Source organism: Vibrio aerogenes (assembly GCF_024346755.1).
GTDB classification, from domain to species: domain Bacteria; phylum Pseudomonadota; class Gammaproteobacteria; order Enterobacterales; family Vibrionaceae; genus Vibrio; species Vibrio aerogenes.
Window position 1 is genome coordinate 1339392 of the sequence record NZ_AP024861.1, and the last position, 20882, is coordinate 1360273.

Genomic DNA, 20882 nt, shown 5'->3' on the forward strand with positions numbered 1-20882 from the left:
TTACAAGTAGTTGTGTATATCTTAACAGAAAATATATTTCTCTCTAACCTGAATTCAATCAGATTTTGAGAGATCACTTTTCTCCTGAGTCTCGGGAGGTTTTCTGATAAAGGCGGTATTGTAGCCAAGCCGCTTTACCTCCTCCAGTATGTGTTGTGTTCGGGCAAAGTTATCAAATGGTCCTAAAAATACACGATATTTATTATCTAAACTATTAATAAAACTGGTTACAGACAAAGTTTGACTTAATTTTGTTGATAAAGTTCGCGTACTGTCTAACAGTTTTGATGACGAAACTTGTATGACATAGTGAGCTGCACCCGATGTTTTGGCTTGCTCTGATATCTTCTTTTTTCCGGGAATAAATTCGATCTGTACAGGGGCAGTACCTGTTTGCAATATCCCCAGTTTATAGGCAGCGGCATAGCTCAAGTCAATGATTCTGTCCGGGTGAAAAGGACCGCGATCATTGACTCTGACAATTGCTGACTTGTCATTCTTTGTATTTGTGACTTTGACGTAACTCGGAATTGGTAATGTTTTATGGGCAGCCGTCATCGAATACATATCATAGATTTCACCATTTGAGGTGAGATGACCATGAAACTTTTTTCCATACCAGGATGCAATGCCTTTCGCTTTATAGCCATCAGGGTCACGAATAATGCTGTAACTTTTTCCATTGACAGTATAGTTCTTGTTTCCACCTAAACTATAGGGTTCAAATTTAGGCTGAGCATCTTCTACATGTTCAACGGAAATGGGTTTTTCTGGCTTGGTATCATGGTCGATCGTATACCGCCCGGAAGAGCTGCACCCGGCAAGTATACACACCAATAACCAGAAAAATGGCTTATCTGTCTTTATTTGCATTAGTTTGCCTTTGAAAATGCTTTTTTATGGGTATGAATTGACATCAAAATGCCAAATCCGGCCATCAGTGTGACCATGGATGTTCCACCATAACTGATTAATGGCAAAGGAACGCCAACAACAGGTAAAATCCCGCTGACCATGCCAATATTGACAAAAACATAAACAAAGAAACTTAAAACAATACTGCCTGCCATCATTTTTCCAAAAGCATTTTGAGCATTACTGGCCAGATACAGCCCCCGGCCGATGATAAACAAATAGACAGCAAGTAAAACAATAATGCCGATTAATCCCCATTCTTCAGCAATGACAGCAAAAATGAAGTCTGTGTGCCGTTCAGGAAGAAATTCCAGCTGAGACTGAGTCCCGTGCAGCCAGCCTTTCCCCATAATACCGCCTGACCCAATCGCAATTTTACTTTGAATGATATGGTAACCGGCACCCAATGGATCCGACTCTGGGTTAAACAAGGTTCTGACCCGGACTTTTTGATATTCACGCATCAGGAAAAACCACAGGACAGGAACGAATGCGCTGAGAGCCATTAAAGCTGCAAAGATAATCCGCCAGCTGATTCCCGCCAGAAAAATCACAAAGATTCCGGAAGCCGCAATCAAAATTGAAGTGCCCAAATCGGGCTGCTTGGCAATTAAAATGGTCGGCACGAAAACCATGATCAGGGAGACGAGCAAGGTTTTAAATGAAGGGGGTAATGGATGTTTGCCGATGTATCTGGCGATCATCAGCGGGACGGCCAGTTTGAGCAGCTCTGAAGGCTGAAACCGAATAATACCAATATCGAGCCATCGCTGTGCCCCCTTGGACGCTTCTCCGGCGAACAGAACACCGACGAGCAGCAGGATACCACAGAAAAAAAGCAGGGGAGCCATGGTTTCATAGCTTCGCGGTGACAACTGAGCTAAAACCACCATCACAACCAGTGAAAGCACCATGCGCATTGCTTGTCTGTCCATCATTGCCAGATTTTGTCCGCTGGCACTGTACATCACAACCAGACCAAACCCCATGACTAACAGAATGCCCAGCAGGAGAGGAAGGTCAATATGTAACCTGTCGAAAAATGTCCGGCGCTGACCTGAGGATGAATTGAGTTCCATGATTATTTCGCCTCTTCTTGCTCTTCATCAAGGATGATGTGATCAAACACTTTTCTGACAACAGGTGCACCATGACTGGAACCGCCCCCGGCATTTTCAAGCACGATGGTGACGATGGCTTCCGGGTCATCGAGTGGGGCAAACCCGGTAAACAGTGCGTGATCCCGCAGGTGCTCCGCCAGTTCATCGGCATTATATTCTTCATTTTCACCAAGACTGAAGACCTGAGCGGTTCCCGACTTACCGGCACTTTTATATTTCAGGCCATGAAATGCTCTTCTTGCGGTTCCTCTGGAGCCATGATTCACGAGATACATCCCGTTGATGGCAATATTCCAGTATTTTTCCGGTACGCCGGTAATTGGCGGATAGGTTTCAACTTCTGCCAGTTTCTGCTTATCAAATTGTTCCCCATTTTCAATCGTGGCTCGAAGTAAGTGGGGTGCCAGGACTTTCCCGTGATGAACGAGCACTGATGTTGCCTTGGCGATTTGCATGGGTGTTGCGGTCCAGTAGCCTTGTCCGATACCAACCGGAATCGTATCCCCCTGATACCAAGGGGTGCGGTGGCGGCTCATTTTCCATTCCCGTGTCGGCATATTGGCTTTACTCTCTTCAAAGATGTCAATGCCGGTATACTCACCGTAGCCAAATTTCCGCATCCATTCGGAAAGCCGGTCAATGCCCATATCATAAGCAACCTGATAGAAGAAAGTATCCACAGACTCTTCAATTGCCTTTGTAATATTGACCCGTCCATGCCCCCATTTCAGCCAGTCTCTGAATGGTCTGGTTTTTGAGTTTGGGATCCGCCAGTATCCGGGGTCATTCCGGGTTGTGTTCGGTGTAATAACACCTTCTTCTAATGCAGATACCGCAATCATAGGCTTCACTGTTGATCCGGGTGGATAAATCCCCAGTGTCGCCCGGTTGACCAGTGGCCTGTCTTTGTCATTCAGCAGTGTCCGGTATGCTTTGCCGGAAATGCCGTGAACAAATGCATTGGGATCGTAACTCGGACTGGATACCATCGCTAGTACGCCGTTGTCTTTCGGATCCAGTACAACAGCAGAGCCTCTGCGGCCTTCAAACAGCTGATAAAGATATTTTTGCAGGCCGACATCGATGTTGAGCACAACGTCTTTTCCGGGAACAGGAGGGACATATTTCAGGGTGCGGATAATCCGGCCGCGGCTGTTCACTTCGACTTCCTGATAACCGGGCATTCCGTGGAGAATATCTTCATAGTATCTTTCGATGCCCAGCTTTCCTATATCGCGTGTGGCCTGATAATTTGCTTCTTTGGCTTCCCGTTTAAGCCGCTGGATATCTTTATCGTTAATGCGTGAGACATAGCCAATCACATGGGTCAGAATTTTTCCGTATGGATAGTAACGTTTCAGCGTTGCGGTCACTGATACGCCCGGGAACTTGTGTTGGTTGACAGAAAATTTTGCAACCTGTTGCTGCGTTAACTGTGTCAGTAGTGGGATTGAGTTGAAACGACGTGTTTGACGCAGTTCTTTTTTGAAGGCGTCAATTCGCTCCTGAGGAATATCAATCACCGTTTTCAGATGCTCTATCGTTTCCCAGATATTTTTGACTTGTTCCGGGGTAATCTCAAGGTTGAAAATGGGGCGGTTTTCGGCCAGTAAAATACCATTACGGTCATAAATTAAGCCGCGATTGGGTGCGATAGGAACAATTTTGATCCGGTTGTCGTTGGAACGAGTTTTATAATCCTGAAACTGAACGACCTGAAGTGTATATAAATTCATGATTAATACACACATCAGAATCACAATGCCTAAGAATGCAATAATTGCCCGGTTCCGGAATAACTGATCTTCTGACTTGTAATCGCGAATCTGACTGCGTCTGCGTAACATATCAACATTATTCCCGGTGATAAGGGTGATTTGTCGTAATACTCCAGGCCCGGTACAAACTTTCTGCCATGATTACACGTACCAGTGGGTGAGGAAGTGTTAATGGTGAAAGTGACCAGCTCTGTGTTGCAGCCTGTTTACAGGCAGGGGCGAGACCTTCCGGTCCGCCAATCAGGATAGAAACATCTCTGCCATCGAGTTTCCATCCTTCCAGTTGCTGAGACAGTTGATTTGTGTCCCAGGACTTGCCGGGAATATCGAGTGTGACAATCCGGTTTCCTTTGGGAACAGCAGCGAGCATCGCTTCACCTTCCTTTTCAAGAATCCGGGAAATATCTGCATTTTTACCCCGTTTCCCTGCCGGGATCTCCGTGAGAGCAAGTGGCATATCGTGTGGGAATCTGCGCTGGTATTCATTAAATCCGGTTTCAACCCATGCGGGCATTTTCGTACCGACAGCGATCAGTTGAATCTTCACACTTTAGCTCCAGAGCTTTTCAAGTTGATACAGATCGCGTTGTTCTTCTTGCATGACATGCAGCATTGAAGTGCCCATGTCGACAACAACCCATTCTCCTTCAGCTTCTCCTTCGATGCCATAGGGTGGAACTCCGGCTTTTTTTGCTTCACCTGCAACATGACTGGCAATTGATGAAACATGTCTTTTTGAGGTCCCGGTACAGATGACCATATAATCAGTGATGCTTGATTTACCGGTAACATCCAGCGTTAAAATATTCTCAGCCTTCATATCATCGGCTTTGTCGATTAAAAAATCTTTTAAGTCTTCCCGCAGCAAAAAATTGTCTCCTCTGCACTATTTATATTATCTGCCTTGATGGCAAAAGCCTGTTATATTATATCATGTTTCACTGGTGATACAGTGTTGGTGTGTCTGACCTGTGTGAAATCAATACTGAAATGTTGCAACAAGGGCCAGAGGTCTTCGTTGTATTGTAGCTTAGCCATTAACTCTATGTGACTGAGCTGGTGAATCAGGGCATGTAATGCCGACAAATTCAGGCGTTCTAAAGCATGAATGTAGAAAGGGCGCTTATTCTTCCAGATACGGTACTGATTCATCAGGCTGTAAATATCCTCATGCTCTTTTTTAGCCTGAAGTTCCAGCAGAAGCCGGAGTTCCTTTTGTATGCTTCTCAGTAAAATCACTGGTTCAGTTCCTTCTGCTTTCAACTGGCGTAAAATTCTCTGACAACGCTTCGGCTTGCCATCCAGTAAGGCATCAACCCAGTGAAATACTGAAAAGTGATTATGTCTCGAAAGCGATTCTTCAACTCTGACAATGGTTAACTGGCCATCCGGATATAAAAGTGCCAGTTTCTCAAGGCTTTGGACTAAAGCCAATAAGTTTCCCTCATGCCATTGAGCAAGCATTTGTATCGTTTCTTTATCCGGAGAGAGCCCCAAAGCTTTACAGCGTTGCAATACGAATTGTGGCAGCCGGTTTAAGTCCGGGGAAAGACAATTGACATGGCAGCCACTTGAGAGCAAAGCCTTAAACCATTTTGTATTCTCTTGTGCCTTCGTCAGTTTTGGTCCGTGAATGACTAAAGTTGTATCCTGATTAAGCATGCTGCTGAGTATCAGTAGCTTTGAAGTGACTGCTGCAGTAAAAGAGTCAGGCAGCGTTAGCTCAACCAGCTGGCGGCTTGAAAACAGGCTCAATGTCTGAAAATGTTCAAAAACATTATCCCAGTTGAGTGATGAATCAACCTGATAGCGACAAAACGTATCCACGCCCTGACTTTTAGCTGCTTCTTTGACCGCAGTTTTTGATTCCTGAATCAGAAGGGGTTCATTACCAAATATCAGGTACACCGGCAGCAATTGCTGGCGAAGCTGACTGGCTAAATTTTCTGCATAAATACGCATCATAATCACCCGGATATCTGACTATTAGTGTATTGATGTCTGAGGAACTAATTCATTCGTCGTTATCTTGATTGTAGGAATATTTTGCTGCGTCTCCGGCTGATTTTGTTCAATATTTTTTATATTCGATTTCAGTCGGGCCATTTGCCGGATAATTTGCGATGTGGCAAGTTGACGCATTTCCTCTTCTATCATGGTTCTTTCTACAGATTTTGCCAGTGCAGTCAACGGGTTATCGAGATAGCTCCGGGTGACGCTGGTAACAAATTGACGTGCGCCTATCTCAGGGATTGTTACCTGATATGTGACTTTAAGCGTCAATTCTTCTTCTGCGGCACGGGTATTTTGGTAAACAGACAAGGTGCGGGAACTGATAGCTTCACTCATCAGGTGAAGGTTTGGTGTGTTTTCTGCCGGTGGTACAATTCTAACCTCGTTCATATGGAGCTGGTTCTTTATCATCCGGGTCAGCTGACTGTATTGGTCATAGCTGGTCATTGATAAACGGTTTAATGATTCAGGAATATCATAATCGCCTCTCAGGTGAAAACCACAAGCAGTTAACAGCATTGAAAGACATACGATCAGGTGATACTGAAAACGATATTTTTTAATGAATTGCATTCGAATCCTGTTTGTTAATTTCACAATATAAACGGAGCGTATTTGTGTTAAGTGGTTTGGTCTGCACAGTAAATTTTACTGTGCAGACTTCAACCTGGCGACTAACTCATTAGTTAGCGACGATATTAAGCAGCTTCCCGGGAACATAAATCACTTTACGGATGGTCAGGCCATCGGTGAATTTTTTTACGTTCTCATCTTCAAGACCAAGGTTTTCAACCTCTTCCTTGGTTGCATCTGCGGCAACGGTTAACTTACCACGTAACTTGCCGTTCACCTGCAGTACAATTAGTTTCTCATCTTCTACCAGTGCTTTTTGATCGAAAGCGGGCCAGCTGCTGTGATCGATATCCGACTCACCTAAAGCCTGCCACATTTCAAAACAAATATGTGGTGTAATAGGCGACAACATGACAACGACCGCTCTTAATGCTTCATCAAGAATTGCCCGATCCTGTTCTTCGGTCTGAGGTGCTTTAGTCAGCTTGTTCATCAGTTCCATGATCGCTGCAATGGCCGTATTGAACGTCTGACGTCTGTCAATATCATCTGTGACTTTCGCAATCGTTTTATGAACATCGCGGCGTAACGCTTTTTGGTCAGCGTTTAAGGTCTGCGGTGAGACTGAAGTTGCAGCGCCTTTAAGCGTGTGCTCCCGGACGGCTTTCCATACCCGCTTCAGGAAGCGGTTGGCACCTTCAACACCGGACTCCTGCCATTCAAGGGTCATATCAGCTGGTGAAGCAAACATCATAAATAAACGGACCGTATCAGCACCGTATTTGTTGACCATTTCCTGCGGGTCTATACCGTTATTTTTCGACTTGGACATTTTGATCATGCCAGCGTGTTCCAGCTCGTGTCCCTGAGGGTCTGTCGCTGTAGTGATTCTGCCTTTGCCGTCACGGGTTATGGTGACATCCGTTGGTGCGATCCATTCTTTACCACCTTTTTCATTGGTGTAGCTGAAAGCATCGGCCAGAACCATTCCCTGACATAACAGCTTTTTGAATGGTTCATTTGATGTGACATAACCTGCGTCCCGTAACAGTTTATGGAAGAAACGAGAGTAGAGCAGGTGCATACATGCGTGTTCAATACCACCGATATACTGGTCAGCAGGCAGCCAGTAATTGGCTTTCTCTGGATCGATAATTTGATCCGCCTGCGGAGAGCAGTAACGGGCGTAATACCAGGAAGATTCCATAAAGGTATCAAACGTATCGGTTTCGCGCAGGGCAGGCTGACCATTCCAGGTGGTTTCTGCCCAGGATTTATCTGCTTTGATGGGGCTGGTAACACCATCCATCACGACATCTTCCGGTAAGATAACCGGGAGCTGATCTGCTGGTACCGGGTGGACTTCACCATCTTCTGTGGTCACCATTGGGATAGGGGCACCCCAGTAACGCTGGCGGGAAACGCCCCAGTCGCGCAGACGGAAGTTCACCGTTTTACGGCCTTTATCTTCCGATTCCAGCTTTGCTGCAATGGCATCCAGCGCTTGCTGGAAGTCCATGCCATCAAATTCACCGGAATTAAATAAAAGGCCCTTTTCTGTATATGCTGCTTCAGAGATATCCAGTCCGGAACCGTCAGCAGGCTGAATCACAGGTAAGATATCCAGACCATATTTGGTCGCGAACTCAAAGTCACGCTGATCATGTGCCGGCACAGCCATGACTGCACCAGTACCGTAATCCATGAGTACAAAGTTTGCCACGTAAACCGGTACTTCACGCCCGTTCAGCGGATGAACAGCTTTCAGGCCGGTATCCATACCTTTCTTTTCCATCGTTGCCAGTTCGGCTTCTGCAACTTTGGTGTTTCTGCATTCATCAATGAAACTTGCCAGCTCAGCATTGTTTTTTGCGGCGGCGGCTGCAAGCGGGTGTCCGGCCGCAATCCCAACGTATGTCACACCCATTAATGTATCAGGGCGGGTTGTGTACACTTCAAGGTCACCATGTTCCTGTACATGGAATTTCAGCTCGACGCCTTCAGAACGGCCAATCCAGTTTCGTTGCATAGTTTTGACCATTTCCGGCCAGCCATCCAGATTATCCAGATCATCGAGTAATTCCTGCGCATAATCCGTAATCTTAATAAACCACTGAGGAATCTCTTTCTGTTCGACTGGCGTGTCACAACGCCAGCAACAGCCATTTTCAACCTGCTCGTTTGCTAATACCGTTTGATCGTTCGGACACCAGTTGACTGACGAAGTCTTCTTGTAGACCAGACCTTTTTCATAAAGTTTGGTAAAGAACTCTTGTTCCCAGCGATAATATTCAGGACGACAAGTGGCAAATTCACGATTCCAGTCATAACCAAACCCCAGCAATTTGAGCTGGTTCTTCATATATTCAATGTTTTCGTAAGTCCAGGGCGCGGGCGCAGTTTTGTTTTTTACTGCGGCATTTTCTGCAGGTAGGCCAAAAGCATCCCAGCCGATAGGCTGCATCACATTTTTTCCCTGCAGGCGTTGGAAACGAGAGACAACATCACCGATAGTATAGTTACGGACATGTCCCATGTGCAGTCGTCCACTTGGATATGGGAACATAGATAAACAGTAAAATTTTTCCTGATTTGGGTTTTCAGTAACAACAAAAGTTTTGTTTTTTTCCCAATGTGCCTGAACCTTAGGTTCGATATCTTGAGGGTTATATTGTTCTTGCATCGATGATATCCGTTATCCTGGAATTTGTGAGTTCAATTAGAACAGATTTTTGTAGATCGCCATAGAATACCTAAAGCGGGGATGCACAACAATAGTCAATCTGGTTCGAAGGAGGTCTGAGATGCCAAAACATCGCACAGGATATGAATCATTACTGAAAGAGATTGTTGATACCGTTAAAAATAGTCAGGAATCGCTGAGTCATGCAATTGAGACATCAGAGAAAGTTGCTGAAGCCGCCTCAGATATGACCAAAGATGAGCTTGCCATTATTTCAGCTTATATCCGGGCTGATTTGCAAGAGTTTGCGACGAATTATCATGAAAGTCAGAGTGGTCACTTTGCAGTCATGATCATGAACTCTGTTTGGGAAGGTTTAGCTTCAATTACTGATCGTTCTGCCCTTGAATGGGCTGAACTCGCTCAGGAACTTGAGCATCAGGGGATTTATCAGGCCGGTGAAATGATTGGGTTGGGTGAATTGCAGTGTGAAAAATGTGGTCATAAAGCCGAATATAACCATCCAACAGAAATTATTCCCTGTATCGCCTGCGGGCATAAAGTTTTCCACCGGGTGACCCCTAAAAGTCACCCGGAGTAAATCAGGGCAGATCAACAGTGATTAATCACTGATACCGGTGATCTTTTTATTGTCATCTGGCAAGGCGTTTTTTTGTCTCAGGCACAGGCTGGTCAGAAATGAGAGAACAACCAGAACGTAAACAGGCCATGATCCCCAACGGTGATAAGGTGTCATTCCCTGTGTTGGCGTTAATGTTGTCTTCAGCACCCCCGTCTCAAACTGTGGAAGCTGTTTTACAACATGGCCCCGATAATCCGTGACGGCTGTTATGCCATTATTGGTCGCACGGATAAGTGGTTTACCCAGTTCCAGTGCCCGCATTCTGGCAATTTCCATATGCTGTAGTGGTCCGATTGAGTGACCAAACCAGGCATCATTCGACAGCGTCAGGATGAAATCTGTTTTTTCTGTGGTATTCACCCGGACCTGCTCATTAAAAATGATTTCGTAGCACAGAGCCGGTACAAGAAAACGGTTTTTTGCCTGCAGATTGGGCTGGATATAGGCGCCATCCGTAAAGGATGACATCGGCAGATTAAATATAGGGGCTAATGGCCGGAGCAACGATTCAAACGGGACAAACTCGCCGAACGGCAGCAGATGATGCTTATGATATCTCTGTGATATGTTCAGCGAATAATCCGGAACACCAGTACCGGAACCAAGCGTTAAAATGCTGTTGTAATAGGTCGAACCGGCCTGATTGAGAACACCCGTGATAATGGCCGTATCATGCGCTTTTGCAGAGGAATCCAATGCCCCAAAGTAATCAACCAGCTGGTGTTCAAATGCAGGAACAGCAGCTTCGGGCCAGATAATGATATCAGCATCCCAGTTTTCACGGGTCAAATCTGTGTATTTCACAATCGTGGGCCAGCGTTGACTGGGTAACCATTTGAGGGCTTGATCAATATTTCCCTGAATGAGTGCAACTTTAGTTTGTCTGTCTGGCTGTGGTGTTACCCATTGTATCTGGTTCAGTCCCCATGCAGATAAGAGAATAACTCCGGGAATAATGCTCCATCTCCAGCGTTTGCTTACACCGATATAAGCGAGTGTGCCAGCGATCAGCATAATAGCCAATGTGATGAGTTCGACGCCACCGACAGGCGCAAAACCTGACAGCCATGTGTCAGCCTGGCTATATCCCAGCCATAGCCATGGAAAACCAGTAAAAATCCACCCCCGTAACCATTCAGTGATCAACCATAATACCGGTGTGGCCAATAAGAACCGGTTCGTATTCCTCAATGGGAATAAACGATTCAGTGTCCAACAAAACAAGGCCGGATAAAGCGACAAATAGGCTGACAGAAGCCCGACCAGCAGAAAGCTTACACTGGGGGGAACACCGCCAAACGTATCAATACTGACATGAACCCAGTTGATTCCATGACCAAAAAATCCTAATCCCCAAATTAACCCTATGATAAAGGCATGACGGGGCGTCTGTTGATCGATCAATATCAGCAACAGACAGGGACTCAGAAATGCAATCGCCCAGATGTCGTAAGGGGCAAATGCCAGAGGGGTGAGAATACCAAGAAAAGCGGCCATAAATGACCGCTTGATCAGAGCTTTTTTTGTTGACTGTATTGACAGTCGTGATGCCGGATTGTCGATACCGGACTGGACGTATTTATTCATGAAGTTCTTCAGAAAGAGCAACCATATCCGGGATGGTCACCTGCAGCTGAATGACCCGGCGGTTATCTGCACTGGTCACTTTAAACTGATAGTCATCAATTTGTACCACTTCCCCTCGTTCAGGTAAGTGGCCGAATGCTGTCATCACCAGACCGCCAACGGTATCCACTTCTTCATCGCTGAATTGTGTTCCGAATGTATCATTGAAGTCTTCAATGGTTGTTAAGGCATTGACAGAATATGTATGTTTGCTGAGCTGACGAATTTCTTCCTGTTCTTCGTCATCGGTTTCATCTTCAATATCACCGACAATTTCTTCCAGAATATCTTCAATAGTCACCAGGCCAGAAACACCACCAAATTCATCAACGACGATAGCCATGTGGTATCGTTCTTCACGAAATTCTTTTAATAACCGATCGACCCGCTTACTTTCAGGAACAACCACAGCGGTACGAATGACTTCATCTATATCAAAAGGGGTGCTTTCTGAGCCAAGGTACTTCAGTAAATCCTTGGCAAGTAACATGCCTTCAACATGATCCTTATCTTCGCTGATAATTGGATATCTGGAGTGCTGGGCATCGATAATGAGTGCAATTAATTCGTCCAGTGTTGCACTTTTATCAACAGTGACCATTTGGGAGCGCGGGATCATGATATCCCGGATCCGCATTTCTGAGATTTGAATCACACCTTCGAGCATATCTTTGGTATCGTGATCAATCAGTTCATTAGTTTCTGAATCCCTGATTACTTCTACGAGTTCCTGTCTGTCCTTAGGGTCACCCTGAAATAGTTGCCCCAAACGTTCAAAAAAAGATTTTCGACTGGGACCTTCAGAATTCTGCGAATTGTCTTCGTTCATTGTTTCTCTATTCAGCCACGCTATCAAAGTGTGATAGCACACATTGCTAAACCGACGTTGTTGATAAAAGGTCGTTTAGCTACTTTTCTGCCAGATAAGGATCTTCAAACCCCATATCCTGCATAATTTTTGTTTCAAGTGACTCCATCTCAATCGCTTCGTCATCCTGAATATGATCATAACCTAGCAGATGAAGGCACCCATGTACAACCATATGCGCCCAATGAGCGATTTGACGTTTGTCCTGTTCCTTTGATTCCTGCTCAACAATAGCTTTGCATATGACTAAATCACCTAATAGATCAATTTCAATCTCCGGTGGCGCTTCAAATGGAAACGAAAGCACATTGGTTGGCTTATTTTTATCTCTGTACTGATAGTTTAGTTGTTGACTCTCAGCCGGGTCAACAATACGAATCGTCAGCTCCCCATGGGGACGAAAAGGTGCAATTGATTTTGTTACCCAAAACGAAAAGTTTTCAAAAGAGGGGAGTCCCTCCTCATTTTCGACTGCAATCTGCAGATCAAGTTCAAAGGTCATTAACTGTCTGACTCCTGCATTGATTCAGAAGATGTTGGTGCTTCTTCCTGTCTGGCTTGTTGCTGTGCTTCCCGGCGTTTTTTCTCATAGGCTTTCCGTTCTTTTTGATCTTCAGCCTCCCACTTCTCATATGCATTGATGATACGGGCGACAACCGGGTGTCTGACGACATCATCAGACTGGAAAAAGTTGAAGCTGATTTCATCGACTTCGCTAAGGACTTCAATGGCATGTCTCAGGCCGGATTTTGCGCCCCGGGGGAGGTCAATTTGTGTTACATCCCCGGTAATCACTGCACAGGAATTGAAACCAATCCGGGTCAGGAACATCTTCATTTGTTCAACAGTCGTATTTTGGCTTTCATCAAGTATGATGAAAGCATCGTTCAGTGTGCGTCCACGCATATAAGCCAGCGGTGCCACTTCAATCACGTTACGCTCAATGAGCTTTTCAACCTTTTCAAATCCAAGCATTTCAAATAATGCATCGTAAAGCGGCCGCAAATAAGGATCGACTTTCTGGCTTAAATCACCCGGTAAAAAACCTAATTTTTCACCAGCTTCTACTGCCGGCCGGGTTAAAAGAATCCGGCGGATTTCCTGACGCTCCAGCGCATCAACCGCTGCTGCAACAGCCAGGTATGTTTTTCCTGTTCCCGCAGGGCCGACACCAAATGTAATATCGTGTGTCACCATATTTACCAGATACTGTGCCTGATTTGGTGTCCGGGGTTTGATCATTCCTTTTTTGGTTTTAATGAAAACTTCTTTACCGTGAGGAATGGACGATTCACTCGTCTGCTCGAGAATTCCGGATTCTTTTATTGCCAGATGAATGGCTTCAGGTTCAATATCCGGAATGTCACCCCTGACTGGTGCTGTGCTGACATACAGATGTTTAAGGATATCGAGGGCAGCATTTGCTGTGTGAGGTTTACCTACAATTGTAAATTGTTGATTTCGGTAGTTTATCTCGACCCCGAGACGACGCTCTAATTGCTTGATGTTATCATCAAACGGCCCACATAAACTGGCTAATCTGCGATTATGTGCCGGCTCTAGATTAACTTCTAACGTAACGATTTTATTACTCAATGTGGCCTCTCATTCAGTCAGTTATATGTGCCCGATTGTGACCGGGCACACCTCGACTAATTGGTTAGAGATTCAGGTGTAAATGAAATGACACCCAGTTCATCTTCCCGGCGTGTTTTCTTCATCATCTCAGCAGGAGATGTGACAACACGCAGGTTCATTTCTGCTTCAGTGCGAACAAGTTCTCCGCGTAACGAGTTCGGATAAACATCGACAATATTGACATCGACAAATTGTCCGATGAGTTCAGGTGCGCCTTCAAAATTGACGACACGGTTGTTTTCTGTACGGGCTCTGAGTTCCATCAGATTTTTCTTTGATGGTCCCTCAACCAGCACGCGCTGTTCTGTCCCGAGCATCTGACGCGAGTAACGCATTGCCTGAGCATTCACGGTTTTTTGCAGTTCATACAAGCGTGCCTTTTTCTCATCGTCTGTCAGGTCACATGGATAATCTGCCGCTGGTGTACCCGGACGGGGAGAGAAAATAAAACTGAAACTCATATCAAAGTCAACATCCTTAATCAGTTTCATCGTGTCCTGAAAATCTTTGTCGGATTCTCCGGGGAAACCAACAATAAAGTCAGAACTGATTTGAATGTCTGGCCGGGCCTTACGCAGTTTACGAATAATAGATTTATATTCAATGGCTGTATGCGGACGTTTCATCATGGTTAAAATCCTGTCTGAACCGCTCTGAACCGGTAAATGCAGGAAGCTGACTAACTCTGGTGTGTCTTCATAAACAGCGATAATATCATCCGTAAACTCAAGTGGGTGACTGGTGGTAAAGCGAATCCTGTCGATCCCGTCGATTGAGGCGACGAGGCGCAGTAACTCTGCAAATGAGCAGATACCACCGTCAAACGTTGCACCACGATAGGCATTCACGTTTTGTCCGAGCAGGTTGACTTCACGAACCCCTTGTTCTGCCAGCTGGGCGATTTCATAAAGCACATCATCCATCGGACGGCTGACTTCTTCGCCACGGGTATAGGGTACAACACAATAAGTACAATACTTCGAACATCCTTCCATTATGGAAACAAACGCTGTAGGGCCTTCTGCTTTAGGCTCTGGCAGGCAGTCAAACTTTTCTATTTCAGGAAAAGAGATATCCATGACGGGCGCTTCACTGCTTTGTGACTGTCTGATCATTTCAGGAAGTCTGTGGAGTGTCTGAGGGCCGAAAATGACATCGACAAATGGTGCTCTTTCCCGGATATGATCACCTTCCTGTGTCGCGACACAGCCACCAACCCCAATCACAACGCCGGGTTTGGCATCTTTCAGATTTTTCCAGCGTCCCAGCTGATGGAACACTTTCTCCTGGGCTTTTTCCCGGATAGAACAGGTATTTAATAGTAGAACGTCTGCTTCTTCTGGTTCTTCCGTCAACTCATAGCCATTTGCTGCATTGAGCAGGTCAGCCATTTTGGATGAATCATATTCATTCATCTGGCAGCCCCAGGTTTTTATTAGCAGTTTCTTACTCATTTTACTTCCGCTCGTATAATCAATTGAAATACTCAAGAGCCTCTGCTCTTATCATTATATACCTAAGTGACCTCGAACCGGATTAAAATCAAAAACTGAAAGTGTCTTTGATGAGGTTGTAAAGTGGCTTAGGTATCTATTACTGCTCACAGTAAGCGGCGTATTGTACTGTTTTAGAATCCAGCTGACCAGAGGAGGTTGACTTTTCTCCTCACCTCTGTTTTATAACCCGGAAATGTATACGGTTTTGTCTGATACGGGTTCTCAAATTCCGGATGAATCCGTACAATCATTATTTCTGAAATAACAGCTGACAGGATGGACATGAAAACATATCAGGTGGCAATTGTCGGGGGAGGCATGGTTGGTGCTGCGATAGCACTGGGGTTAGCGCAACAGGGACGGGAAATTGTCCTGATCGAGAATCAGATGCCGGAGCTCTGGGATGCATCACAACCTGTTGACTTGCGCGTTTCTGCAATTTCCATGGCTTCGGTCCGGCTTTTAGAGAAACTTGGGGCATGGCAGATCATTGAGCAAATGCGAACGTGTCCTTACCGGCGTTTGGAAACCTGGGAAGATCCAACATACAAAACCAGTTTTGATGCGGATTTGCTGGGACTGGATCAATTAGGTTTTATGGTTGAGAACCGGCTTATTCAGCTCGGCTTATGGCAACGGTTTCAAGATTATCCAAATTTAACCCTGATGTGTCCTCAAAGTATTGATTGTATTCGATTTGATGCAGACAGAAATACACTGGTGCTGGCTGATCAGCAGGAAATCGGTGCACAATGGGTGATTGGTGCTGACGGTGCAAATTCTAAAGTCAGAGACATGGCGGGCATTGGTATCACAGCCTGGGACTATCGTCAGCGTTGTATGTTAATCCATGTCAGAACGGAATTGCCTCATCAGGATGTAACCTGGCAACAATTTTTTCCATCCGGGCCTCGCTCGTTTTTACCGTTAACAGGTAATGAAGCATCATTGGTTTGGTATGATTCTCCGAAGCGAATCAAACAGTTAAGTCACCTGTCAAATGAACAGTTGGAACAGGAAATACAGGCTCATTTTCCTTCGCATTTAGGAAGAGTGAAAGTGATCCGGCATGGTTCTTTTGCCTTAACGCGCAGACACGCTCAAAAATATATGAATCGGCGTTGTATTCTGGTTGGTGACTCTGCACATACGATTCATCCTTTAGCGGGGCAAGGTGTCAACCTTGGTTTTAAAGATGTGAATGTATTACTTGGGTTGATGGAAGATGCCTTACACTTAGATGAGAAATTATTCAGGCAGTACGGGTTGATTCGCCGTCCGGATAATTTACTGATGCAAACCGGGATGGATATTTTCTATAAGTCTTTTCGGTATCGTCATGAGCCTGTGCGTCAGTTCAGAAATATGTTCCTGAAACTTGCAAATCATGCAGGACCGTTGAAAAAGCAAGTCTTGAAATATGCCATTGGCCTGTAAGACGAAAAAACGCTGCCAGGGCAGCGTTTTTTAAGAAGAGTTACATGAATTATTTTGTTACACGGAGTACCGGAGTTTCACCAACAACAACAGAACCAGATAATTTGTTCAGTTCTTTAATCTCATCCATGTTTGAAATAACAACAGGTGTCAGCGTTGATTTTGCTTTTTCCTGAAGCAGGCCCAGATCAAACTCAATGATAGTATCACCAGCTTTTACTGCCTGACCTTCTTCCGCTATACGGGAAAAACCTTCACCTTTGAGTTCAACAGTATCGATACCAAAGTGGACAAATAACTCAATACCATCTTCAGACTCGATAGAAAATGCGTGGTTTGTTTCGAAGATTTTTCCAATTGTGCCATTAACAGGAGCAACCATCTTATCTCCGGATGGTTTAATGGCAATGCCATCACCAACGATTTTTTCAGCGAATACAACATCAGGCACATCTTCGATGTTTATGATTTCACCAGATAGTGGTGCGATAATATCTACTGCGCCTGTGTCAGCACTGTCGTCAGATACTAACTTCTTAAGTTTGTCAAACAGCCCCATTGTGTCATGCTCCTAAGGTTTTAACTATTTTACCGAATCATATTACACCAAGGATATGCAATAGACGAACACTTTGTTCATCTATTGCGGTTGGTCATACATAATTAGTGCGAATTATCTGCGATGAACTTCTCTACACATGCTTCAATTTCTTTCGCAGTTGCCAAAGAAAGTGCTTCATCTGCCATTGCTTTTACATCTTTATAAGTCGTGTTTCTGATGACTTTTTTCACTTTAGGAATAGAAATTCCACTCATTGAAAATTCATCCAGCCCCATACCTAAAAGAAGTAATGTTGCGCGATCATCACCTGCAAGTTCGCCGCACATGCCGGTCCATTTACCTTCTGCATGAGATGCATCAATGACTTGTTTGATAACATTAAGTACAGCAGGAGACAGTGGGTTGTATAAATGAGAAATCATTTCGTTGCCACGATCAACCGCTAATGTATATTGCGTCAGGTCGTTTGTACCAATTGAGAAAAATGACACTTCTTTTGCCAGGTGGTGAGCAACAGCTGCAGCAGCTGGTGTTTCAACCATGACACCAATTTCAATATTCTCATCGAAAGGAAGACCTTCTGAACGAAGTTCTTCTTTATACATTTCTATGGCGTTTTTCAGTTCGCGTATTTCTTCGACAGAAATAATCATCGGGAACATAATACGAAGTTTTCCATGCGCGGATGCCCGTAAAATACCACGCAGTTGATCGCGTAAGATTTCACGGCGATCCAGACTGATACGTACTGCACGCCAGCCGAGGAATGGATTCATCTCTTTGGGTAAATCCATATATGGCAAGTCTTTGTCACCGCCGATATCCATAGTCCGGATGATAACTGCTTTGTCAGTCATTGACTCAGCGACTTCTTTATACGCTTCGTATTGTTCCTGTTCGGTCGGCAGTGATGTTCTGTCCATAAACAGGAACTCAGTACGATAAAGACCCACACCTTCGCCACCATTACGAAGTACACCATCACAATCTTTAATTGTTCCGATATTGCCGCACACTTCGACGCGATGACCATCGATGGTTTCAGCAGGCAGATCTTTCAGCTTGGCCAGTTCAGCTTTTTCAGCCAGGAATTTTTCTTTTACCTGGGTGGCTTCAGCCAGTTCAGCCTCGGACGGATTAACGATAATCTTATTATTGATGGCATCAACAATAATCGTGTCTCCGTTTTTTACCTGTGCTGTAATGTTGTTTGTTCCAACGATAGCTGGCAGTTCAAGAGAGCGTGCCATAATTGAAGTGTGAGAAGTCCGTCCACCAATATCGGTCACAAAACCCAGAACATAGTCAAGGTTGATTTGTGCAGTTTCGGAAGGCGTCAGATCATATGCTGCCAGGATTACTTCTTCATTAATTGCACTTAAATTAACGATATTAATGTTGAGTGCATTCTTGACGAAACGAGAGCCTATATCACGGATATCCGTTGCTCTTTCTTTCAGATATTCATCATCAAGTGATTCAAGCGCTGTCGCCTGCTCTTCGATGACTGTGTGAATTGCATTGTCAGCATGCAGCTTTTCATCTTTGATGAGAGTCAGAATTTCTTCTTCCAGCTCTTCATCTTCCAGCAGCATAATGTGACCTTCAAAGATCGCTTCTTTTTCTTCACCAAACGTTTCACGAGCTTTTTGTTTGATTACTTCAAGTTGTGCTTTTGACTGCTCGCGAGCGGTATAGAAGCATTGAATTTCTGATTCTACCTGATTGTCTGCAATCGTACTTGTATTAAGAACGATTTCGTCTTCTTGAAGTAGTAATACTTTACCGATAGCAATACCAGGAGATGCCAGGATGCCTGAAATCATAGCCATACCTTAAAAAAATGGTCAGTTGTACAGGGATGATTAAACCGGATGTTAACTATGATATTACAGCGAACATCCGGAGCGCTAAAAGCCATTTTACAAATATAGCAAAGTGGCAGATATACGCGTGAATTATTCTAAGTGATCCATTAAAGCAACCAGATGGTCGACTGCTTCTTTTTCCTGAGAACCTTCAGCGGAAATTTTTACGACTGTACCTTTTACCAGTCCCAGGGTTTGTAACTTAAACAGGCTCTTGGCACTGGCGCTTTTACCGTTTGAAGTTACAGTAATTTCTGCATTGAATGTTTTTGCTTCTTTAACGAACTGTGCTGCAGGACGAGTGTGAAGACCGTTTTCAGCTGTAATTTCTACTTGCTTCTCGTACATTTTATATACCCCAATTATTTATTTTTGTTAATTCAGAATCAAACGAAACCAATTCATTATTTATATGGTTATTCATATAAAACTAAGGTGATATGCGAATTTCGCGTGTTCTTTATTTCGAACCTAAAAATAAAGTAAGCCCGATATTACCAAAGGCTGGGCTGGGATCAACAAAAAAGCCCCTGTTCGGGGCTTTTTTCATCGAAAAGTTGATTTGGTACATATTACTGCTGATTCTCTTTTTCAGTAAATAATCCGGCAAAAAGGGCAGTGCTCAAGTATCTTTCACCAGAGCTTGGCAGAATCGTTACAATGTTTTTTCCTTTAAATTCAGGCAGTTCTGAAATTCTGTTTGCGGCGACAACAGCAGCGCCAGATGATATACCGGCAAGAATACCTTCTTCTTCCATCAGGCGTCTTGCCATGTTGATTGCATCTTCTGAGGTCACCCGTTCAACTCTGTCGATTAAAGATAAATCAAGGTTACCCGGAATAAAGCCCGCACCAATACCCTGGATTTTATGTGGTGCTGGCTGAATTTCTTCGCCAGCTAAAGCTTGTGTGATGACTGGAGATTCATCGGGTTCGACAGCAACTGTAATGATACTTTTGCCTTTTTGTTGCTTAATGTAACGACTGGTGCCTGTCAGTGTTCCACCTGTACCCACACCAGAAACAAACACATCAACTTCACCGTCTGTGGCATCCCAGATTTCCGGTCCGGTTGTTTTTTCATGGATCTGTGGGTTGGCTGGGTTATCAAACTGTTGAAGCAACAAATATTTCTCAGGATTACCCGCGACAATTTCTTCAGCTTTTGTAATCGCACCTTTCATGCCTTTTGCTGCTTCAGTCAGCTCCAGGTTTGCTCCCAAAGCTTTCAGCAGTTTGCGACGTTCAAGACTCATGGACTCAGGCATTGTCAGTGTGAGCTTATAGCCACGTGCTGCGGCAACAAACGCAAGTGCAATCCCGGTATTGCCACTTGTTGGTTCTACAAGCTCAACTCCTGCTTTTAACTGACCTGATTTTTCAGCTTCCCAGATCATGTTTGCACCGATCCGGCACTTAACACTAAAGCTTGGGTTACGCGCTTCAACTTTAGCCAGTACATTACCATTGCTGACTTTGTTAAGGCGAACTAAAGGGGTATTACCAATGGTCAGAGAGTTGTCTTCGTAGATTTTACTCATTGTGATATTCCTTCATTGCACGTATGTGGTATTGGAGATGAGATACATCCAGTCAATTTTATAGAAGCATAGGGTGTTGAACAAAATGAGAAAAGGATTAAAAAGTTATATCTTATTAGT

At 44.5% G+C, this 20882-nt stretch carries 19 protein-coding genes; 2 read left to right on the top strand and 17 right to left on the bottom strand.

Annotation, left to right across the window (positions count from 1 at the left end; genetic code table 11):
- Positions 1 to 54: 54 nt before the first annotated feature.
- The 8 genes from OCV29_RS06070 to leuS all read right to left on the bottom strand — a co-directional run bounded on the left by OCV29_RS06070 (position 55) and on the right by leuS (position 9083).
- Complete coding sequence (locus OCV29_RS06070) at positions 55 to 873, bottom strand: septal ring lytic transglycosylase RlpA family protein (protein WP_073603845.1); 819 nt, start codon at positions 871 to 873, stop codon at positions 55 to 57.
- Positions 873 to 1994 carry a rod shape-determining protein RodA gene (gene rodA / locus OCV29_RS06075; RefSeq protein ID WP_073603844.1) on the bottom strand — a complete coding sequence of 374 codons (1122 nt, stop codon included), beginning with the start codon at positions 1992 to 1994 and terminating at the stop codon, positions 873 to 875. Before rodA ends, OCV29_RS06070 begins: the two co-directional genes overlap by 1 nt.
- Positions 1995 to 1996: 2 nt before the next feature.
- A complete protein-coding gene (mrdA, locus tag OCV29_RS06080) occupies positions 1997 to 3883 on the bottom strand; it encodes a penicillin-binding protein 2 (protein WP_073603843.1) in 1887 nt (628 codons plus the stop codon).
- A gap of 7 nt (positions 3884 to 3890) precedes the next feature.
- Positions 3891 to 4361, bottom strand: coding sequence for a 23S rRNA (pseudouridine(1915)-N(3))-methyltransferase RlmH (gene rlmH / locus OCV29_RS06085; RefSeq protein ID WP_073603842.1), 471 nt, complete (start codon positions 4359 to 4361; stop codon positions 3891 to 3893).
- A 3-nt stretch (positions 4362 to 4364) separates the two neighbouring features.
- A complete protein-coding gene (gene rsfS, locus OCV29_RS06090; protein WP_073603841.1) occupies positions 4365 to 4682 on the bottom strand; it encodes a ribosome silencing factor in 318 nt (105 codons plus the stop codon).
- 53 nt (positions 4683 to 4735) lie between these two features.
- Positions 4736 to 5776: a DNA polymerase III subunit delta gene (holA, locus tag OCV29_RS06095; RefSeq protein WP_073603840.1), complete on the bottom strand. Its 1041-nt coding sequence runs from the start codon at positions 5774 to 5776 to the stop codon at positions 4736 to 4738.
- Positions 5777 to 5800: 24 nt separating this feature from the next.
- Positions 5801 to 6400 carry an LPS-assembly lipoprotein LptE gene (locus OCV29_RS06100; RefSeq protein WP_073603839.1) on the bottom strand — a complete coding sequence of 200 codons (600 nt, stop codon included), beginning with the start codon at positions 6398 to 6400 and terminating at the stop codon, positions 5801 to 5803.
- Positions 6401 to 6509: 109 nt separating this feature from the next.
- Positions 6510 to 9083, bottom strand: a complete 2574-nt coding sequence (gene leuS / locus OCV29_RS06105) for a leucine--tRNA ligase (RefSeq protein WP_073603838.1) — start codon at positions 9081 to 9083, stop codon at positions 6510 to 6512.
- 121 nt (positions 9084 to 9204) lie between these two features.
- Between leuS and OCV29_RS06110 the strand changes: the two genes are divergently transcribed.
- The gene (locus OCV29_RS06110) at positions 9205 to 9684 is read left to right on the top strand and encodes a zinc ribbon-containing protein (RefSeq protein ID WP_073603837.1); all 480 of its coding nucleotides are present in this window, start codon (positions 9205 to 9207) and stop codon (positions 9682 to 9684) included.
- A 21-nt stretch (positions 9685 to 9705) separates the two neighbouring features.
- Here the strand turns inward: OCV29_RS06110 and lnt are convergent, their stop codons facing one another.
- The 5 genes from lnt to miaB form a co-directional block, all read right to left on the bottom strand.
- Positions 9706 to 11262: an apolipoprotein N-acyltransferase gene (gene lnt, locus OCV29_RS06115; RefSeq protein ID WP_370737196.1), complete on the bottom strand. Its 1557-nt coding sequence runs from the start codon at positions 11260 to 11262 to the stop codon at positions 9706 to 9708.
- A gap of 43 nt (positions 11263 to 11305) precedes the next feature.
- Complete coding sequence (gene corC, locus OCV29_RS06120; RefSeq protein ID WP_073603836.1) at positions 11306 to 12181, bottom strand: CNNM family magnesium/cobalt transport protein CorC; 876 nt, start codon at positions 12179 to 12181, stop codon at positions 11306 to 11308.
- A gap of 79 nt (positions 12182 to 12260) precedes the next feature.
- Positions 12261 to 12722: an rRNA maturation RNase YbeY gene (gene ybeY, locus OCV29_RS06125; protein WP_073603835.1), complete on the bottom strand. Its 462-nt coding sequence runs from the start codon at positions 12720 to 12722 to the stop codon at positions 12261 to 12263.
- Complete coding sequence (locus tag OCV29_RS06130; protein WP_073603834.1) at positions 12722 to 13816, bottom strand: PhoH family protein; 1095 nt, start codon at positions 13814 to 13816, stop codon at positions 12722 to 12724. Before OCV29_RS06130 ends, ybeY begins: the two co-directional genes overlap by 1 nt.
- 56 nt (positions 13817 to 13872) lie before the next feature.
- Positions 13873 to 15312, bottom strand: coding sequence for a tRNA (N6-isopentenyl adenosine(37)-C2)-methylthiotransferase MiaB (gene miaB, locus OCV29_RS06135; protein WP_073603833.1), 1440 nt, complete (start codon positions 15310 to 15312; stop codon positions 13873 to 13875).
- A 324-nt stretch (positions 15313 to 15636) separates the two neighbouring features.
- On the opposite strand from miaB, the gene OCV29_RS06140 reads away from it, so the two are divergent.
- Positions 15637 to 16791: a 2-octaprenyl-3-methyl-6-methoxy-1,4-benzoquinol hydroxylase gene (locus tag OCV29_RS06140; protein WP_073603832.1), complete on the top strand. Its 1155-nt coding sequence runs from the start codon at positions 15637 to 15639 to the stop codon at positions 16789 to 16791.
- A gap of 49 nt (positions 16792 to 16840) precedes the next feature.
- Here OCV29_RS06140 and crr read toward each other — a convergent pair whose 3' ends face one another.
- From crr to cysK, 4 genes are all read right to left on the bottom strand, one after another.
- The gene (crr, locus tag OCV29_RS06145; protein ID WP_073585439.1) at positions 16841 to 17350 is read right to left on the bottom strand and encodes a PTS glucose transporter subunit IIA; all 510 of its coding nucleotides are present in this window, start codon (positions 17348 to 17350) and stop codon (positions 16841 to 16843) included.
- A gap of 104 nt (positions 17351 to 17454) precedes the next feature.
- Positions 17455 to 19179: a phosphoenolpyruvate-protein phosphotransferase PtsI gene (ptsI, locus tag OCV29_RS06150; RefSeq protein WP_073603831.1), complete on the bottom strand. Its 1725-nt coding sequence runs from the start codon at positions 19177 to 19179 to the stop codon at positions 17455 to 17457.
- 132 nt (positions 19180 to 19311) lie between these two features.
- Entirely contained in the window at positions 19312 to 19569 is a 258-nt protein-coding gene (locus tag OCV29_RS06155) for an HPr family phosphocarrier protein (RefSeq protein WP_073603830.1), read from the bottom strand.
- Positions 19570 to 19793: 224 nt separating this feature from the next.
- Positions 19794 to 20762: a cysteine synthase A gene (gene cysK / locus OCV29_RS06160; RefSeq protein WP_073603829.1), complete on the bottom strand. Its 969-nt coding sequence runs from the start codon at positions 20760 to 20762 to the stop codon at positions 19794 to 19796.
- Positions 20763 to 20882: the final 120 nt, after the last annotated feature.